The organism is Paenibacillus sp. HW567 (assembly GCF_000374185.1).
GTDB lineage: Bacteria > Bacillota > Bacilli > Paenibacillales > Paenibacillaceae > Paenibacillus_AQ.
On record NZ_KB910518.1, the window covers coordinates 3,956,622 to 3,975,236 of the forward strand.

Consider the following 18,615-nt stretch of genomic DNA (forward strand, 5'->3'; position numbering starts at 1 on the left):
TTTCTTCCATAAATGACTGCTTCCTGCAGAACTGCATCCCGGGACCTAGCATGTACGGATTATTGCTGCAGGCGGGTATTCGTTTACAGAAAAGTTGGGTAATAGGACTCAAGGGTAGGAATTCATAAGGTAGTAGGTCCCGGATCTGACTCCGCAGGTTTACGTATACAGCAATGAGATCACTTATAAGTTCTATGCGGGGGTGGATGACAGTGGCAGGTTTTACCGAGGTCAAAAGCACACGATTAATTCTTTTATTCGCTGCCAGCTCCGTGCTTCTCGTCGGCATCAGCATCGGTTCGCTGCTCTATCTAAATTATACGATGAACAAATTGTCGGCTTCCCTATATAACGATGTCTACCAGAACTCCGAGCTGATCCTGAACGCTGACCGGGACCTGTACCAGGCTGCACTTGCGCTTCATACGGCAATGGACGGGGAGATCACCAGTGAGCAGCGCAGCCAGCTATCCCGGGAATTCGAGGAGAACAATGCACAGGCGAGGCAGCGGCTTGGCATGGTCAGCCACAATGTTACCTCTGTAAAGAGCACACTTAATGGAATGAAGCAGAGCGGGCGTCTGCTCGAAGAGCTGAAGAATACGCTGGACAGCTTTGACGGCTCCTTCAAGACCTGGTCGGACACAGGCCGGAGCCTCATCTCGCAGCAGGTGCAGAGCGGCTCAAGACCGGTTCCCTTCCCGGCACTGCAAACCAATGCCCTGCTGAACGGGGTACGGGAGCATCTGGACAAAGCCGAGCAGTTGATTGACAGCTATGCCCGGCAGATTACCCTGGAGTTCAGGAATCAAAAAAGCTCAATGTTCGCCCTGTATTCCCTATTCCTGGTCCTGCTCGTTTTGGTCATTATTTATCTCAGCCGCAAGCTGATTTCACTGCAAAATAAAATGCTGGAGGAGAAATCCCTGCACCAATTGATCGGGGAGACCATGTCAGACTTTATTATTTTGACCGACCCTGACGGAGTAATTATGTATGCTTCACCTTCGCATGCCAGCGTGCTGGGCTATATTCCAGGCAAAGGTTCTCCGCTCTCCAACTATATCCGTGAGGCGGAAATCGCTTGGATGAAGCTTACAAATGTAGTACAGGCCGCTACGCGGATTTCCGAGCTGCGCATGCGTTCGGCCGAAGGACACTGGGTATGGCTGGAAACGAAGATAACCCTCATTGGTGGCAGCCAGGCAGTTCCGGCGCAATTTATGCTGGTATCCCGCGAGATTACACAGCGCAAGCAGAATGAGGAGCGCCTCCACAAGATGGCCTTTTATGACCACTTGACCGCCATTCCCAACAGGGCCCATTTCAAAATGTACATGGAGAACCTGATCGGCCAGCCGGAGGAGCACAGACAAGCTATTGCGCTCGCCCTGCTCGATTGCGACCGGTTCAAGCAACTCAACGACACACTGGGTCATCTGGCAGGAGATGAATTCCTCCAATTGCTCTCCCGCGAGCTGCTGCAGACTGTGAAGGGCTTCGGCCAGGCTTTCCGCATTGGCGGGGATGAATTCGCCGTGGTACTGCACCGCTTCACCACTCCACAGATGCTAAGTGAAATATTGGACCGCCTGCTGCAATTGTTCAATCAATCATGGTCCATTCATCAAGGAGCCAGCTTCCACAGCACAGCCAGCATTGGTGTAGCGCTGTATCCGCAGCACGGCAGCAATATCAATGAGCTGCTCCGGGCCGCCGATCTCGCGATGTACCGCTCCAAAAAACATGGCGGCAATGAAGTCAATCTGTACAGTGAGCTTATACATGAAGAATACTCCGAGCCTCCTAGACCATAGCCGCTCATTGGGATGGCTACAAGAAAAGGCTGTTCTATTGAGGTCGACGCCAACAGCGGCGACCCTCAGAACAGCCTCTTGTCTATTTAACTAGTCATCTGCAGGGGATCATCTGCATTGCCGCCGTTCTCCTGCCCGCGGTCGCGTACCAGCACTCTGATAAGCTCCGCACTGCCGGAGCAATCAATGAAACGGTCGCCGCTGCCGTCCTTCTCCTCCCAGTCGCCCAGCCGTAAAATGTAACCGACCTTGTCTGTCTCAGGAAGCACTTCAACCCGCGCCACCGCATGTCCATCCTCCATGTGCCTGAAGTCGCATTGTCCGTCCTGAATGCCTGTACCCCACACCCAAAGATTCCAGCCCCGGTAATCACCGTCCGGACGGTCATAGTGAATCTCAATAATCTTGGCTCTGGGCAAAGGCTCGCCGTATTTATCATACAGCACCATCATTGACAAGCCTTCAACCTGCACCTCATGACTCTCAGCCTGACGGAAGGCATCTGTCCCGGCACGGGTGTGATCAACTACGATGTTCCAGCAGCCGCCCGTTGCAGGGAGAGTGTGTGTAACGGGTCCCGGGTTGGCATTAAAAATCACCACGATATTGTTCCACGGATCACCGCCTGCATGATCCTTCAGCAGGTAAGAGACCACCCCGCCGTCACAGCGGAGAAATTCCAGCGAACGCTCAATTTCCAGGCGCCCATGCAGCCGGAAGGCCGGATGCGACTTACGCAGCTCAATAAGCCCCTTGTAATATTGAAAAACAGGACTGAACATTCTTTTATTCTCCCAGCGGATCGCGTTGATCACATCCGGGCTGCGGTAGCTGTTATGGTCGCCATATTTGCTGCGCAGGAATTCATCCCCCGCCTGCATAAACGGAATGCCCTGCGAGGTCAAAATAATCCCGCTTGCCAGCAATGAACGGCGCACCGTCTCATCACTGAGAATGTCCTGCGGATCAAGCGCGGCATAAGGATTGGCTGCGGCAACCGCGGCCTCCAAATCGCCGCCGTTCTTCAGCCTTCCATTCTCCAGCTCCGGCAGCCCGGCCTCCCGCAGCAGGCCTTGCGTAGCAAGCACCTTATCCCACAGGTTCAAATTATCGTGGGCGGTAATGTAGTTCACCGTCTCCACAGGTGAATCGGTAAACTCATGGATCGCACCCTTGATTCCCGAGGCAACCGCACCTTCTTTGCCATATTCTCCGGTTGCGAAGCCCTTGCCCCAGCCATCGCTGTCGCCCTTGATTGCTGACCGGAAGTTATCGTTGAAGACCGCATATCCTTTGCCCCGCTGCACACCCTTGAGCGTTTGGGTTGCCAGCGGCGAGTCTCCTCCCGTCCAGGGTTCACCGTAGATTAACATGCCCCCGTTAATCTCCAGACGCAGCTCTTCGGTAATTTCACGCATCGTTACGCTGTCGATAAGCCCCATAAGGTCAAACCGGAAACCGTCAATATGATATTCAGCAGCCCAGTAGGCCAAGGAATCCTTAATATATTTGCGCACCATCGGCCGTTCAGTGGCAAGCTCATTGCCGACACCCGAGCCGTTGGACAGTTTTCCATGATAGTCGTGACGGTAGAAATAATCCGGCACCAGAGGCTGAAACGGCCCCTTCTCCACGGAATACGTATGGTTGTACACCACATCCATAATCACCGAAATCCCCCGGCTGTGCAGCGCTTGCACCATTTCCTTCATTTCACGGATACGGGTTCCGGGATCAGAGGGATTGGTGCTGTAAGAGCCTTCGGGCACATTATAATGCTGCGGATCATACCCCCAGTTATATTCCGTGAAAATGGACCCGGCACCGCTCTTACCGCCCGCTCTCAATTCATCTACAGTCTGAAAATCGAAAACCGGCAGCAGGTGCACATGGGTAATTCCCAGCTCCGCCAAATGATCAATGCCTAGCAGATGCCCCGCGGAATCCCGCAGACCGTCTTCGGTAAAAGCCTTGAATTTCCCTCTGTGCTGCATTCCCGAGCGCTCATCTGCCGAGAAGTCACGCACATGCAGCTCATAAATGACAGCATCGGCGGGATGCGCCAGAACAGGGGAAACATCCTCGCCCCAGCCCGCAGGATCGGTATCGCGCAGATCAATAATCGCGGACCGCATGCCATTTGCCGATACCGCTTTGGCATAAGGGTCAGCAGCTTCTTCCAGCGTACCGTCGGCAAAAACACTCCGGTACATGTAGTATTTGCCCTTCATATCGCCGGAGAGCCGCGCCAGCCACACGCCGCCTTCCTGCCGCAGCATATTTACAATCCGTCCGCTGTCCCTGAAATGGGAGCCTGCTCCCGCTTCACCGTTCCCTCCGGTTTCATATAATACCAGCGACACGGTAAATGCGGTGGGCGCCCAGACTTTAAAAAGGCTGTATGCCGTTGTGTAAGTTAAGCCCAGGTCTTTTCCGTCATAGGTCTCTATCACTGTCTCTGCATTTATATAATTGCTGCTCATTCAATTCACCATCCTAGTGCTCCCGTCAGACTGCCGGAAGACGATCACTTATTAATACCCAACTATTTCCACTTAATAGACAAATAATACTTGCATAGCTTTGTAAGCGATAAATAAGGACGTACCCTATTATATGTAACCGTATGTTCACATGTCTGGGTCCAAAAACAGATTCTGCTGTCCTCTCCTCTTTTATCGGCAGGAAGGTTCCACCAGTTAAGCTTGCAAAGGGAAAGCAGCTAGTCTATCGAAAGTATAGTATACCCTTCTATGAACCGGATAGCCACTGTAAACCTTTACGCACAAAAAAACAGCCCCCCGGAGGAGGCCGCAACATAGTAGTTGGAAAAGTAAACTTGCTTAAGCGGAGTAAAACTGGCGGTACAAAAATTAATTCACGCTGCTCTTCACCAGTGCAGCTACTTCTTCGGCGGTCCCGAGCTGGAGCGCCTTCGCGGCCATTTCCTTCATTTCGGCTGCAGACAGCTTGGCAATCTGGCTGCGGGCCGGCAGAATGGAAGTGGCGCTCATGCTGAATTCATCCAGGCCAAGGCCCAGCAGCAGCGGAATTGCAGTGCTGTCCCCAGCCATTTCGCCGCACATGCCGGTCCATTTGCCTTGCGAATGGGCAGCGTCGATCACGATTTTGACCAGACGCAGAATGGCCGGATTGTATGGCTGATACAGGTAGGACACCTGTTCATTCATACGGTCGGCAGCCATTGTATATTGGATAAGGTCATTGGTTCCAATACTGAAGAAATCGACTTCCTTAGCGAACTGGTCTGCCAGCACAGCCGTGGATGGAATTTCCACCATGATGCCGAGCTGAATGCTCTCCGACACTTCCTGGCCTTCTTCGCGGAGCTTGGCCTTCTCTTCCAGCAGCAGATCACGCGCCGCACGGAATTCGCCAAGCGTAGCGATCATCGGGAACATAATGCGCAGATCGCCGTGCGCACTTGCTCTCAGCAAAGCGCGCAACTGCGTACGGAAAATATCCTGACGATCCAGACACAGCCGGATCGCGCGGAAGCCCAGGAACGGGTTCATTTCCTTCGGCAGCTCCAGGTATGGCAGCTCCTTGTCGCCGCCGATGTCCAGCGTGCGCACTACAACCGGCTTGCCCTTCATGTTCTCCAGTACAGTGCGGTACGCATTGTACTGAATTTCTTCGGAAGGCAGCTTGTCGCGGCCCATATAGAGGAACTCGGTGCGGTAGAGGCCTACGGCTTCGCCGCCGTTCTCAATTACGCCGTTCACATCGTTTGGTGTGCCGATGTTGGCGGCCAGCTCTACATGCTTGCCGTCAGCGGATACCGTCGGCTCATCGCGGAGCTTTTTCCACTCGGCGATTTGCAGATTGTACGCTTCCTGCTTGGCTTTGTACTCTGCAACTTCCGCATCGCTGGGGCTGATCAGCACATCGCCGCTCAGACCGTCGACAATGACCAGATCGCCAGCTTTGACCTCGGACAGTACATTCTTGGTACCGACTACCGCAGGAATTTCCAGCGAACGGGCCATGATTGCCGAGTGTGAGGTGCGTCCGCCGATATTCGTCGTGAAGCCCTTGACGAAGTTGCGGTTCAACTGTGCTGTATCCGAAGGCGTCAAATCCTGCGCGATGACAATGACTTCCTCGCTGATCTCGGCAGGACTGACATAATGAATGCCCAGCAGATGGTTCATCACACGTTTGGTCACATCGCGCATATCGGCTGCGCGCTCCTGCAGGTACGCGCTTTTCATATTTTCGAACATTTCAATAAACTGAGACGCTACTTCATTTAAGGCGTAGTCCGCATTTACCGATTCCTCACGGATTTTGTCCATCACGGGACTGATCAGCTCAGGATCTTCGAGAATAAGCAGATGGGATTCAAAAATCTCCGCTTTCTTCTCGCCCAGCTCAGCCAGTGTGCGTTCCTTGATGCTTTGCAGCTCCGCCTTGGACTTATGCAAAGCGGCATTCAGCTTGGCAAGCTCAGCTTCCACATCAGTGACCGCAGATTTTGTAATGGTATAATCCGGATGTTCCAGGATAAAGGCACGGGCTACTGCAATACCTGCCGAAGCCGCGATTCCTGAAATTTTACTCATGGAGCTCTCCCAGCCCTTCTTTGACCATCACATCCTGCAGTGCGGACAGTGCTTCAGTTTCTTCACTGCCTTCAGTAATCAGAGTCAGCGTGTCTCCAGCTTCAAGGCCCAGAGACAAGACGCCAAGGATGGATTTCAGAGTTACCTTTTTGCCTTTGGCTTCTGCGAAAGATTCGGTGCTCTTGAATTTGGTAGCTGTATTTACCAGCGCTGTTGCAGGGCGTGCGTGAATTCCGTCTTCGTCAATAATTCTGAATGTTTTTTGCATAATATAATCCAACTCGCTTTCTATTATTTAGGATTGTAATTTATGGTAAAGGGCAGCGTTCCCTTCATTATAAGGGAAGCGCTGCACCATTGCACATTTAGCGGATGGTGATGATATCCTTGTCGCCGATAGACACTTTCCCCGGCTTATTCAAGGTAACGGAAGACCCTTCAGGCAGATTGGAGAAGATCACCGGAGAAATCACGGAAGGCGCATGGGCCTTGACATATTCCAGATCAACCTCCATAATCGGCTGCCCGGCGGCTACCAGATCGCCTTCTTCGACCAGAACCGTGAACCCTTGCCCCTTGAGCTTAACGGTGTTCACACCGATATGCACCAGCACTTCCTTGCCGCCGTCCGACATGATGCCGGCAGCATGCTTGCTTGGGAACACGTTGAACACTTTACCGTATACCGGTGAAGCAATCTTGCCGTCGTCAGACAGGAAGGCAAAGCCGTCGCCGGTCATCTTCTGCGAGAAGACCGCATCCGGTACTTCCGTGATCTCAAGCAGCTCGCCGTTAACCGGGGAGACGATATCTTCAGCGATAATGGCCGCGCCCTGTTCACCTGATTGCTTCTCAAGCTCCGGCTGCGGGGCAACTGGCGCGGCGGCTGGCGTTCTGCCGTTCATCACATCTTGAATCTGCGACTTAATCGTATCGGAACGTGTTCCGAAAATCGCTTGAACGTTGTTGCCGACTTCGAGTACGCCGGAAGCGCCCAGCTTCTTCAGGCGGCCCTTATCCACGCCTGCTTTATCTTTAACCTCGACGCGAAGGCGTGTAATACAAGCATCGAGATGCGCAATGTTCTCTTTGCCGCCTAGCGCGGAGAGAATGTTGCGCGGCAGGTCGTCGCCGCTTGTTGAGACACTCTCTGTGCTGCTCTCTTCCACATCGGCCTCCGGATCTTCACGTCCCGGAGTTCTAAGGTTGAACTTGCGGATAACGAAGCGGAATCCGAAGTAGTAGATGACCGCAAGCACCAGCCCTACCGGAATGACCAGCCACCAGGCTGTCCGGTTCGGAATTACACCGAAGAGCACATAGTCGATGAACCCGCCGGAGAAGGTCATCCCGATTTTGACATTAAGGATATGCATGGTCATGAAGGACAGACCCGCAAATACAGCATGCACTGCGAACAGCAGCGGGGCCACGAACAGGAATGAGAATTCCAGCGGCTCAGTAATCCCTGTAAGGAAGGAAGTAAGCGCTGCGGATATCATCAAGCTGCCGACAACCCGTTTGTTCTCAGGTCTGGCTTCGTGATAGATGGCCAGTGCCGCTGCCGGCAGACCGAACATCATGAACGGATATTTACCGGTTGTGAAGGTACCCGCTGTAAATGTAACACCGTCGCGAAGCTGCTGCATGAAGATCCGCTGGTCCCCGCGGACCAGGTCTCCGGCTTTGTCAACATAACTTCCGAATTCATACCAGAACGGGGAATAGAAGATGTGATGCAGACCGAACGGAATCAGGGAACGCTCTATAACCCCGAAGATAAAGGCTGACAGCGTCAGATTCGTATCAATCATACTCTGCGATACATAGTTCAGACCGTGCTGAATCGGCGGCCAGACAAGTGTCAGCACAAGGCCAAGGATCAGGGAAGTCACTGCTGTCATAATCGGAACAAAACGTTTACCTGCAAAGAAGCCAAGATAGGATGGCAGCTCTATGCGGAAGAACCTTTTGTACATGGACGCAGCCAAAATCCCGACCAGAATACCGCCGAATACGCCGGTCTGCAGGGTGGGAATCCCCAAGACGCTGGCATAGGCAAAATCCTGCTTGCTCAGCACCCATTCATTGATGCCGAGCACGGTTCCCATAGTTACGTTCATTACGAGGAACCCGATGATTGCCGCAAGTCCCGCAACCCCCTCACCACCGGCAAGCCCGATGGCTACCCCTACCGCGAAGAGCAGTGATAAGTTGCTAAAAACAATTTGTCCCGAATTCATTAACACATTGGCAATAGCTTGAACCACATTATTTTCCAGTGCCGGGACATATTGCAGGAAATCGGGGTTAACCAGCATGTTGCCGATCCCAAGCAGCAACCCTGCGGCGGGAAGAATGGCCACTGGCAGCATCAGCGCTTTACCGACCCGCTGCAGCACGCCAAACAGCTTTTTGAACATTAGAGCCACTCCTTTAACATTATTCTCCACTCAAACAGAAGCCAAAAAAGGCATGAGCAACACAATATAAAGGATGTTCCTCTAACATAAGGTTAGAATACCCCGACTTGGGGCTGAACAACCAAAATACTGTAAATCACTCATGCCTGATCGTATCAGTTACACGCTTTGTATTCTGTTGTGCTTATTAACAGGGATCATTGTAGCACCGTTCATTTGAACATGCAAGAAAAAAATATCCGCACAAACAGAGGGCTTCACTTGCCAGTCTGCATATCCGCTTCATCCTCTTTTTTCTGGGCGAGGCGCTGCAGGTGAATTGTCAGGTAGCTTACCTCTGCCGGGTACACCGGGATGTGCACTCTTTGCTCGATCACCTTGGTCAGCTTCCAGGCCAGCATATACATCTCCGGGTATTCACGTTTCATAAGGCCGTCCAGTGAAGAGGTCTCTCTGACGGTTTCACCGCGCCGCAGCCTCTCCAGAACGAACCGCAGGTGAGTAACCAGCCGGGAGTAGTCCAGCGAATTGCGCGGGATACGGTAATCCAGATTATCCTCTACAAGATTCACCATATCGCCAATCAGCACGGAATGCTGCCTCACCTCAGAAATATGCCGGTTGCTGAGTGCGCTGACAATATGCAGGGCCACAAAACCGATTTCATCGGAGGGCAGGGTTACCCCCATCGCCCCGTTAATCCGCTCCACCGCATATTCTGCCAGACGGTATTCTTCCGGGTAGATTTCTTTGGTCTCGTAGAGAAAAGGATTATGTATCGGTATATTCTGTTCATGGCGGCGGATTGCAAAAGAAATATGATCTGTAAGTGCAATATGAATATGCTCATTCACCGACTGGCTGCTGCTCTGCATGATATGAAGGACAATTTCCTGCACAACCTCAATCAGCTTCTCGTCCACCTGGGGAACGAGCTGCTTATATTGCTCCTGCTCCTCCTGATTACGGAGAATAAACATCTTCTCCACGGAAGACAGACTGATCTGGTCGTGCATTTTACGGTTAAACCCGATTCCCTTGCCAATAACGACCACTTCGGCATGCTGGGGATGCTGGGCAATAATAACATTGTTATTGAGTACCTTAGCCACAGTTATACTGCTCACTTCCGACACCTCTTTGAATTCTGAATACCCGTTTCATTTGAAGCAGCCCGCATAACGAAGCAGCATGTGAAGATTATACTTGAGCTACCATCATAACATCAAGAAAGTGATTTTAGAAGGGTACCAGACCTCAGAGGCCGCATGCAGCAATCATTTCACCCTGAAGGTTCTGACGGAATATCTGTAGACCAGGAACAGGGCAATCAGCATGTAGACCGCCGCCGCAAGCACCACCATTAAGGCAAAGTCGGCCGGCGTGCTCTTAATCTGCGTGCATGCGCCACCTACTGCGATAACGATGCTGTTCACAATGGTGAAGAACGGATTCTTCACATTAAGCTCTGTGCTATAGGGCTGGAAGATATAATACATAAATAAATGATGCACCGAGAAAAACAGGGACAGCCCGAGAACCGTTCCACAAAAACTTAAAGCATCAGCGATCCTCCAGTCTTCCCCCGAGAACAAAATGAGAAGATTAGCCGCCAGGCAGATTGCCGCTCCCGGTATCAGATTGAGGCCGGTGATCCGCAGCAGACGGGTACGGAAATTGCTCAGAATGGCCGATTGCTCGCGGTAGAACCCGTAACGCAGCAGACTAAGGTCACAGTTATAGAACATTGCCTTGCAGACCTTTTCTCCGATGGAGGTAAAGTTCATGAGGATCACGAACAGGGGCAGACCATTAATCAAATATCCGGCAAGCTCCGAAAATTTCTCCGGTGCGGTGAGCAGCATCAGCAGACCTGCGGCAAACAGCACGCCAATAATAACAAGACGCCGTTTAATAGGCTGGGTCAGGAAACGTTTGTGCCGGGAGAAAAAGATCGCGTTCAGATAGGCATAGCCGCTTTTCCCCGAAAATTGATCTGCGCTTAGTTGTTCCGCCGAGAAATCCTCCTCTTTGGTCTGGACCTCCCTCACCCGCGACTCCTTCATCATCCGTCCCATATCGAGCAGCGGATCATCAATTTTGGTTACGGCATCCACCGCATTCCGGTAGCCCGGATACCTGGCGATATACACTGCCGCAATAACTCCCAGGGCCGCAATAGCCAGACTCAAGGGCAGACTGAACAATACGTGATCCATATCCAGCCAAGCCTTTCCGAGGTTCAGAGGCGCGAATGCGAGCAGATAACCGGCTCCAATGACGGACCAGACCCAGCCCGTTTTTTTGACCAGCACAATTTCCTGTTTGTCGAACAGCAGCAAATGCAGCGCTTCACAGACTGTACGCCAGAGCGTCAGCAGCAGGGACAGCAGCATCCCTTGCCAGAGCGGTGCCTTGAATAAACCGGCAAATAACATCATGGCAGGCGTAAAATAGATAAAAAAAGTCACGCCCCTGAGCGACAGGGTAGCATGCATATACTTGTCCGCAGGCAGTCTCATCAGCTTCACGCAGATATATTTATCCCGCTTAGGCTCCAGAATGGAGGCGTTCGAGACTGCTCCCACAACAAAGCTCAGCAGCACCAGCACATACAGGTAGAGATCATATTGCTCTGAAACCGGCAGCTCCTTGTTCGTCAGCAGGATAGGCGTGTACACTATGATTCCCAAGTAAGCAAACTTAGACAGGAACCCCCAGATGATTCTCAGGATAACAGCCACCGCGGTGAATGTTTTTTTTAGCGTTGCCCGCGAATAGATGGTGTCATTGATCAATTTTCCGAGCAGGGGTATTCTTCCAAAGTAGAACAGCAGCCGGTTCGCGCCTGACGCTCCCCGGATCTCCATAATCGTCTTCAATGTGCTAATCATGGCCGTTGCCATCCTTCAGCAGCGATATAATCCGCTCCTCGAATTCCGGACTGTGGAGGGTCTCCGCCGGGATCTCCTGAAGCACACCGTTGTTCAGAACCACAAGCTCATCGCAAAGGTCGGCGGCAAGCTGCAAGATATGGGTGGAAAAAATAATAATATGATTCTCCTTCATCTCGCGCAGCAGCTTCTTGATTTCCAGCGCCACCACTACGTCAAAGGAGGTCAGCGGTTCATCCAGCAGGATCAGGGGCGGACGGGTGATGATGAAGAGAAGCATTTGGATTTTATTCTTCATCCCGTGGGAATACCCCTTGATCAGCCGGTGGCGGTCCTCCTGCTCAAAACGGATGATGTCAAAATAGTGGTCGATGGTCCTGCCGGGGTCGATTTTATCCCGGTTGATGTCCATAAAAAACTTAACAAACTCATAGCCTGTCAGAAATTCCGGCAAAATCGGCAATGAAAAAACATACCCGATCTCCTCCTCGCGGAGCGGCAGGCTCACGTCCCCTCTCCGCAGAAAAGCCCCGCCACTGTCCATCCCGGTTTCTCCGCTCAGGCAGTTGAAGAGCGATGTTTTCCCGGCGCCATTGCGTCCCAGCAGACCGTAGATTTTGCCCTTTTCAAAAGTAAAATCAATACCGCTTAGAACCTGTTTATCGCCGTAGCTTTTTCTGATATTATCCAAGATCAGCTCCATCATGGTTCCCCCCAGTTCAGTTCCTCCAGCTTTTCCCTCGAATTCCTTCGAGTCCTATTACTTTTAACGCAAAGATTGTAACTTGGTTTCACAAAGTTTGGGTTTTCTGTAAACCAGGCTCCTTCCAGCATGCAAAAGACCGCTCACCCGGAGCGGCCTGATTATGCTGAAATCTATTTAGATTAGTTGTGCCCCAGCTTCCTTTTGCAGAACAGCGTAAGCCCTGGATAAGATATCAATTCCCTGTTCAATTTGCTCATGGCTGCAATAGCTGAAGCATAAACGCAGGCTGGGATAGCTGCCGGCTTCCGGATAAAAGGCACTGCCTGGGACAAAGCTGACTCCTTCTTCTGCGGAAAGGATTTGTAAACGCTGAATATCCGTCCCTTCAGGAAAGCTGACCCACAGGAAGAAGCCCCCCTTGGGAATCTGGAAATGAACGTTCTCCCCAAACCCCGCCACAAGCGAGGCTACCATCTTATCCCGCTGGAATCTGTAGCGTTCGTTCAAGCGTCGGACCTGCTGTTCAAACTCATAATCCTCCAGCAGACTGCCCAGAATTTCCTGGGTCAGCGGACCCGGCTGGCTGCCGAGCGATAAAGCATTCATATATCCGATCACTTCCGAAGGTGCAATGACCCACCCCAGCCGGAGTCCCGGGCCTAGTGTTTTGGAGAAAGTGCTGAGATACACCACATGCTCCGGGGCAAAAGAGTAGATCGAGGGCAGCGCCTGGCCGTCAAAAAGCAATTCCGCATAGGCATCGTCCTCAAGGATGAACACATTGTAAGCCTGCGCCAGCCGGGCAAGTTTCTCTCTCCGTTCAAGCGAAAGCGACACACCCGTAGGATTCTGAAAGTTAGGCATCACATAAATAAATTTCGGCAGCACTCCGCCTTCGCTAACATTCTTTTCCAAAGCGCGCTGAACTTCATCAACTCTTAGACCATCCTCATCTACAGGAAAAGCCCGAATCCCCGCGCCCGCAAAGCGGAAGGATTGCAGCGCATTGAAAAAAGTCGGCGCTTCCACCCACACCTCTTCCCCCGGATTGATCAGGACGCGGGCGGCAAGGTCGATTCCCTGTGTAGCTCCATAGGTCGCCAAGTAATGCTGCGGCTCTGCATGTATTCCTAAGCGCTTCATCCGCTTCAATACCCAATTCCGGACCCGCTGCGGACCTTCTGCGCCTGAATAGTGCAAAGCGTCCTCATGCTCCCTGCTGATCGCCTCGGCCGCAGCACGGTTTACGGCTTCAACAGGGAGCAGATCGGAAGCGGGAAATCCGAAAGAGAGATGGATGCTACCGGGAGCGTTGTTCTTCGTTCCTCCGATAGAGGAGACGTTCAGTCCACGATTAAATGAATATTGCCGGGGGTTCCCGCTCATCTTCATCCTCCTAATTAAATTGAATATTGTGCTCCGCGCTTGGGCGGATAACCCTCCTCTTCGTGTGTGCCCATCACCCGGTTAAGGATAATATTCTCATAATGGGCAAAGCCTGCATCTCTAATGCGCGGACGGTCAAGGGCAATATGGATATCCAGCGCAACCTCCCCGTCCTCAATCAACAGTACTCGGTCCGCAAGCGCTACTGCTTCACTGACATCATGCGTTACCAGGACGGCAGTGAACTGCTTTTCCAGCCACAGCCGTTCAATCAGCTTCTGCATCTCCAATCTGGTCAGCGCATCAAGTGCACCAAGAGGCTCATCCAGCAGCAACAGCCTGGGACTGCCCGCAAGCGCCCGCGCAAGTGCAACCCGTTGCTGCTGCCCGCCTGACAAGATACCGGGCCAGTCATTGGCCCGCTCCTCAAGCCCGACAAACCGCAGCGCTTCCAGCGCCTTGGCTTTATCCCTTTTGAATGCACCGAAACGCACGTTATCAACGACCCTTTTCCAGGGGAGCAGACGCGACTCCTGAAACAACACTCTAATATCGGAATCCGTCTTCCGGTCCAGATCAATTGTTCCCGCACTCGGCTCGTCCAGCCCGGCAATTAGCCGGAGCAGTGTGCTTTTGCCGCAGCCGCTTTTGCCAACTACCGCTATAAACTCTCCTGCGTCCACTACCAGATCCAATTCCTTCAAAACAGCAAGCTCACCGAACGATTTTCTCAAGCGCCGAATATTCAATGGAACGCCTTGGCCTTTTTGGCTCATACCTTGAAGCCTCCTGCTAGTTTCTTGTAAAATTCGGATGCCAGCGCAGCCATCTTTTTTCCAGCAGCTTCGCCAGGAGATCCGACATTTTTCCAAGGAAGGCATAAATTAAGATGCTGAGCACAATTACATCCATCCTCATGTATTCACGGGCGTTCATTGCCATATATCCGATTCCTGAATTAGCAGCCACCGTTTCGGCAACAATCAGCGTCAACCACATAATCCCGAGTGAAAAACGGATACCCACAAAGATGGAAGGGAGTGCGCCTGGCAGAATAACATTAAGATAGAGCGGAACTCCTTTGTAGCCGTATACCCGCCCCATCTCAATCAGCTTCGGATCAACCGAGCGTATGCCGTGAAAAGTGTTCAGGTAGACAGGGAAGAACACGCCCAGCGAAACCAGCAGCAGCTTCGTCTCTTCACCGATGCCGAACCACAGGATCACGATCGGAATAAGCGCCAGGTGGGGAATATTGCGGATCATCTGAATGGATGTATCCAGCAGCCGCTCCGCCAGACTCCATACTCCGTTGAACAGTCCGAGCAGGAATCCCAGCCCGCCGCCGATTATGAAGCCGAGGAACGCTCTCTTCGCGCTAATTCCGATGTTATTTCCCAGCTCGCCGTTTCGCAGCAGCTTAACGAAGGTTCTTACAACCTGCAGCGGTTCCGGCAGAATATTGCCGCCTACGATGCCCGTGGTGGTAGACACCTGCCAGAAGACCAGCACCAGAATAGGGACAATCCAGGGCAAGCCCGCCTGCCAGCGCACACCCTTTTGCAGCTTATTCAAAAAAGCCCACCTCGCTTGGCTGTTTATTTTCCTGCAATGATCTGCGAGATTTCATCGTCGAATGCATGGCTCCAAACCCCGGATATGTCAACCTTGCCCTCCAGCACCCCAAGCGAGGTGAATGTATCGGCAATATCCTGCTGGGAGGCAATCGCTTCATCGGAGATGGTTGTCAGCGAAATGGGTCGTTGCGCTTCACCATTCTGCAGGGTGGTCAGCACATCGGCTTTATCCTGATTGGTCTTCTCGGCGGTAATTCCCGCCCACTTGTCCTGATCCGCCCGGGTCCAGTCATAATAACGGGTCAGCCTTTCCAGGAAATCCGCTACCGCCGCATGTCTGGCGGGATCATCCACCGCGCCTGTGTTGACGACCACCGGGAAGTTACCCGACAGAATGTCTGTCGCATCCTTCAGTGTTGTTGCACCATTCTGACGGGCTGCGGTAACGGAATTTCCGTAGCTTGCCAGCGCATCGACATTGCCGCCAATAAGCGCCGTCAGGCCATCGGCTGTGGTCAGCGGTACCGGCTCAATCTCCTTCCAGGTCAGACCGGCGGCCTCCAGCATTTTGACCAGGAAATACTGCGAGGTGGTGTTCTTCACATAAGCTACCTTTTTGCCCTTCAGGTCGGCCACTGATTTAATCTTACTTCCCTTGGGAATGAGCAGCTCCTGAAGAAGCGTGTTCCACCGCTGCACGGCAATAATTTTGAAATTGCCTTGATTCGCGGCCTGAGAGGCGAAGATCGGGGGAATTTCACTGGTAGCCGCCACATCGAGCTGATCGGCAGCTATAGCTTCAAGCTCCAGGTTTCCGCCTTGAAACACACTGAACTCCAGCTTATACGGAGTATCCAGCAGCCCGGCAGCCTTGAATCCCTCCTCCCATTCGGACCAGCCAACCTGCCCTACTCTCAGGGTCACACCGCTTAGATCAACTGACGCGGCACTGGTAGAGGAGGGCTCTGTTGCCGCAGGTGCGCTTGCTTCTGCCCCGCTGCTTGCAGCAGTGCCGGCGGCTTTAGCAGATCCGCTGTTGTTGGCAGTTTCAGAAGAGCAGCCTGCGGCTCCAAGCACCAGAACCATACTGAATAATGCAGCTAATCCAAAATGGAACACAGACCGATTGTTAATCTTTCTCACCTTCATCACCCTTAGTATGTTGTTAGAAAAGTCTGTCCGAGCACATCAGCCGCCGCAATCGCCTTGGCCAGCGCCAGCGGATCAACCGGGAAGGCCAAGCCTGCGGCTGGGGGAACAATGCGGGTTCCTTCAGCAATAAGGCTGATCTTCGCGTCAATATTCTCCCGGATGCCCAGCCCGTGCAGCGTCAGCGGCAGGTCGTATTGATGCAGGACCGCCGCTATATCTTCCGTATCCCGGCGCCCTTCCAGAATAGATTGAACGAGCAGGCAGAAGGCGATCTTCTCCCCATGCAGGGTATCGTGGGTCTCCGGCAAAAACGTCAGGCTGTCATGGACCGCATGGGCAACTATCGTTCTGCCCTGTGGACCGCCTACCGAACCCGCAAGTCCGGTCAGAGCAATAATGGCGTCCACCACTTCGTGAAATGCTTTGTCCGGACCGCTATCCAAGGTACCTCGGTAAACCTCCGGCCCATATTGTTCAAGAACCTCCAGAGCCAGCTTGGCCGGCTGCAGCCCAAGACGGAGATCCAGCGCTCCGTCTCCTTCCCGCAAATTAATGGCTACCTCGTACCATTTCACAAGCGTGTCCCCAATACCGGAAGCCAGATATCGCTTGGGAGAATCTGCAAGGACCGCCGCATCGGCCAGCACGATAACCGGTGAAGCTTTAAGCGTTATGGCCCCGTCCGATCTGCCCTCCTCGTCATACAGAATGCTCAAGGCGGACCAGGCTGCGCAGGTTGCAGCAACCGTAGGAACAGCCACGACGGGAAGATTCGCCCTTTCTCCAACGGCCTTAACCAGGTCTAGAACCCTTCCCCCGCCTGCGCCAATCAGGAAATCCGGCCGGTGAAGACGTGCCCGCTGCGTGAACAGCTCAATGTTCGTACGCGAGGCTTCCCCACGGAACGGCTCCGTAATCACAGTGATTCCGGCTGCGGCAAGACTCTCCAGCAGGATCTTTTCCACCTTGCTCAGCGCAGTGACTCCGCCGATGAGATAAGCCTTGCGGCCCAACCTAACCGCTAATTCTCCCGCCCGCTGCAGAGCATTTGTCTCATGAATGTATACTTCCGGCGATTTAATCGTCAGCATAACGAACCCCCTCCTGTATTAACCCCGGCCGTGAGGTGTATCCTATAGGGAAAGATCCGGCCCCTTGGGCAGAATGCCATATGGATTGCCGCCGAGCGCCGAAAGATGGCCCGATAAATGGTAGTGCTTTTTGATGGCGTCAAAATCAGTCGTATCCCCAAACCCGTAGGTCTGGTACAAGTCACGGGCATAACCCCACAGATGATTGTAATCGGAGATACGGTTCCGGTTGGCTCTGAATGCCGTATAATAAGCAGCATCAAATCGGACAAGGGTAACATACAGCCGCACATCCGTATCTGTAATTTGGTCTCCGAACAGATACCGCTGCGAAGACAGCCGTTCCTCAAGCTCATCCAGTCTTGCAAACAGAGCATCGTACGCCGCCTCATAGGCAGCCTGGGACCGGGCAAAGCCAGCTTTGTACACCCCGTTGTTGATATCATGGAAAATCACATCATTGAGCGCATCAATCTCAGCCCGCAAATGCAGAGGGTACAAATCCGGCGCGCCCGCCTTGTGCAGCGGAGCCCAAGCCGTTTCCAATTGGTTCGTCAGCAGGAAATAATCGTTATTCACCACAGCCCCTGTCGTCAGATCCACCACAGCCGGAACTGTAGGCCGTCCGCTATAGGCCGGGTCTGCCGCAAGGTACGCTTCGCTGATATAATGAATGCCCAGCACCGGATCAACTCCGCCTTCATCCAGAGTAAAAGCCCAGTCGACATGGGGAAGATCCGGGCGGATGGGATCGGCCGTCCCCAGACTGATGGCATCCTCAAGGCCCAGCACCCTGCGGACAATCACCGCGCGGTGCGCCCAAGGGCATACACGCGCCCATAATAACCGGTAGCGCCCCGCTTCCACCGGCAGCTCCCCCTGCCCCTTACCAAAGGACGTGCTGAACCGGTTGGTCTGCCGCACAAATGCGCCGTCTCCGCTAATTTCCTTCGTAGCCTGCTGTAACTGTTCTGTCATGCTGC

Annotated in this window: 14 protein-coding genes; 1 reads left to right on the forward strand and 13 read right to left on the reverse strand. The window is 52.9% G+C overall.

Features of this window, described 5'->3' with window-relative positions; genetic code table 11:
- The first annotated feature begins 212 nt into the window (after nt 1-212).
- Nucleotides 213-1,817 carry a diguanylate cyclase domain-containing protein gene (locus B212_RS33260; protein ID WP_019912356.1) on the forward strand — a complete coding sequence of 535 codons (1,605 nt, stop codon included), beginning with the start codon at nt 213-215 and terminating at the stop codon, nt 1,815-1,817.
- A gap of 86 nt (nt 1,818-1,903) precedes the next feature.
- Here the strand turns inward: B212_RS33260 and pulA are convergent, their stop codons facing one another.
- From pulA to B212_RS31800, 13 genes are all read right to left on the reverse strand, one after another.
- Entirely contained in the window at nt 1,904-4,300 is a 2,397-nt protein-coding gene (gene pulA, locus B212_RS0117980; protein WP_019912357.1) for a type I pullulanase, read from the reverse strand.
- A gap of 390 nt (nt 4,301-4,690) precedes the next feature.
- Nucleotides 4,691-6,403, reverse strand: coding sequence for a phosphoenolpyruvate--protein phosphotransferase (gene ptsP, locus B212_RS0117985; RefSeq protein ID WP_019912359.1), 1,713 nt, complete (start codon nt 6,401-6,403; stop codon nt 4,691-4,693).
- Nucleotides 6,396-6,671: an HPr family phosphocarrier protein gene (locus B212_RS0117990; RefSeq protein ID WP_028530907.1), complete on the reverse strand. Its 276-nt coding sequence runs from the start codon at nt 6,669-6,671 to the stop codon at nt 6,396-6,398. The genes ptsP and B212_RS0117990 overlap by 8 nt, the downstream gene beginning before the upstream one ends.
- A gap of 97 nt (nt 6,672-6,768) precedes the next feature.
- On the reverse strand, nt 6,769-8,826 hold the full coding sequence (ptsG, locus tag B212_RS0117995; RefSeq protein ID WP_019912361.1) for a glucose-specific PTS transporter subunit IIBC: 2,058 nt from the start codon (nt 8,824-8,826) through the stop codon (nt 6,769-6,771).
- Nucleotides 8,827-9,083: 257 nt separating this feature from the next.
- Nucleotides 9,084-9,953, reverse strand: a complete 870-nt coding sequence (gene glcT, locus B212_RS0118000) for a glucose PTS transporter transcription antiterminator GlcT (protein WP_019912362.1) — start codon at nt 9,951-9,953, stop codon at nt 9,084-9,086.
- Nucleotides 9,954-10,103: 150 nt separating this feature from the next.
- Nucleotides 10,104-11,720: a hypothetical protein gene (locus B212_RS0118005; RefSeq protein ID WP_019912363.1), complete on the reverse strand. Its 1,617-nt coding sequence runs from the start codon at nt 11,718-11,720 to the stop codon at nt 10,104-10,106.
- Nucleotides 11,713-12,426 (reverse strand): ABC transporter ATP-binding protein, encoded by a 714-nt coding sequence (locus B212_RS0118010; protein WP_232231489.1) that lies wholly within the window; start codon nt 12,424-12,426, stop codon nt 11,713-11,715. Before B212_RS0118010 ends, B212_RS0118005 begins: the two co-directional genes overlap by 8 nt.
- Before the next feature lie 174 nt (nt 12,427-12,600).
- Nucleotides 12,601-13,812, reverse strand: a complete 1,212-nt coding sequence (locus B212_RS31795) for an aminotransferase-like domain-containing protein (protein WP_019912366.1) — start codon at nt 13,810-13,812, stop codon at nt 12,601-12,603.
- A 14-nt stretch (nt 13,813-13,826) separates the two neighbouring features.
- Nucleotides 13,827-14,588, reverse strand: coding sequence for an ATP-binding cassette domain-containing protein (locus B212_RS0118020; protein ID WP_019912367.1), 762 nt, complete (start codon nt 14,586-14,588; stop codon nt 13,827-13,829).
- Between the two features lie 16 nt (nt 14,589-14,604).
- On the reverse strand, nt 14,605-15,387 hold the full coding sequence (locus tag B212_RS0118025) for an ABC transporter permease subunit (RefSeq protein ID WP_019912368.1): 783 nt from the start codon (nt 15,385-15,387) through the stop codon (nt 14,605-14,607).
- Nucleotides 15,388-15,410: 23 nt separating this feature from the next.
- The gene (locus tag B212_RS0118030) at nt 15,411-16,532 is read right to left on the reverse strand and encodes an ABC transporter substrate-binding protein (protein ID WP_019912369.1); all 1,122 of its coding nucleotides are present in this window, start codon (nt 16,530-16,532) and stop codon (nt 15,411-15,413) included.
- A gap of 11 nt (nt 16,533-16,543) precedes the next feature.
- Nucleotides 16,544-17,632, reverse strand: coding sequence for an iron-containing alcohol dehydrogenase family protein (locus tag B212_RS0118035; protein ID WP_019912370.1), 1,089 nt, complete (start codon nt 17,630-17,632; stop codon nt 16,544-16,546).
- A gap of 42 nt (nt 17,633-17,674) precedes the next feature.
- The gene (locus B212_RS31800) at nt 17,675-18,610 is read right to left on the reverse strand and encodes a glutathione S-transferase family protein (RefSeq protein WP_019912371.1); all 936 of its coding nucleotides are present in this window, start codon (nt 18,608-18,610) and stop codon (nt 17,675-17,677) included.
- Nucleotides 18,611-18,615: the final 5 nt, after the last annotated feature.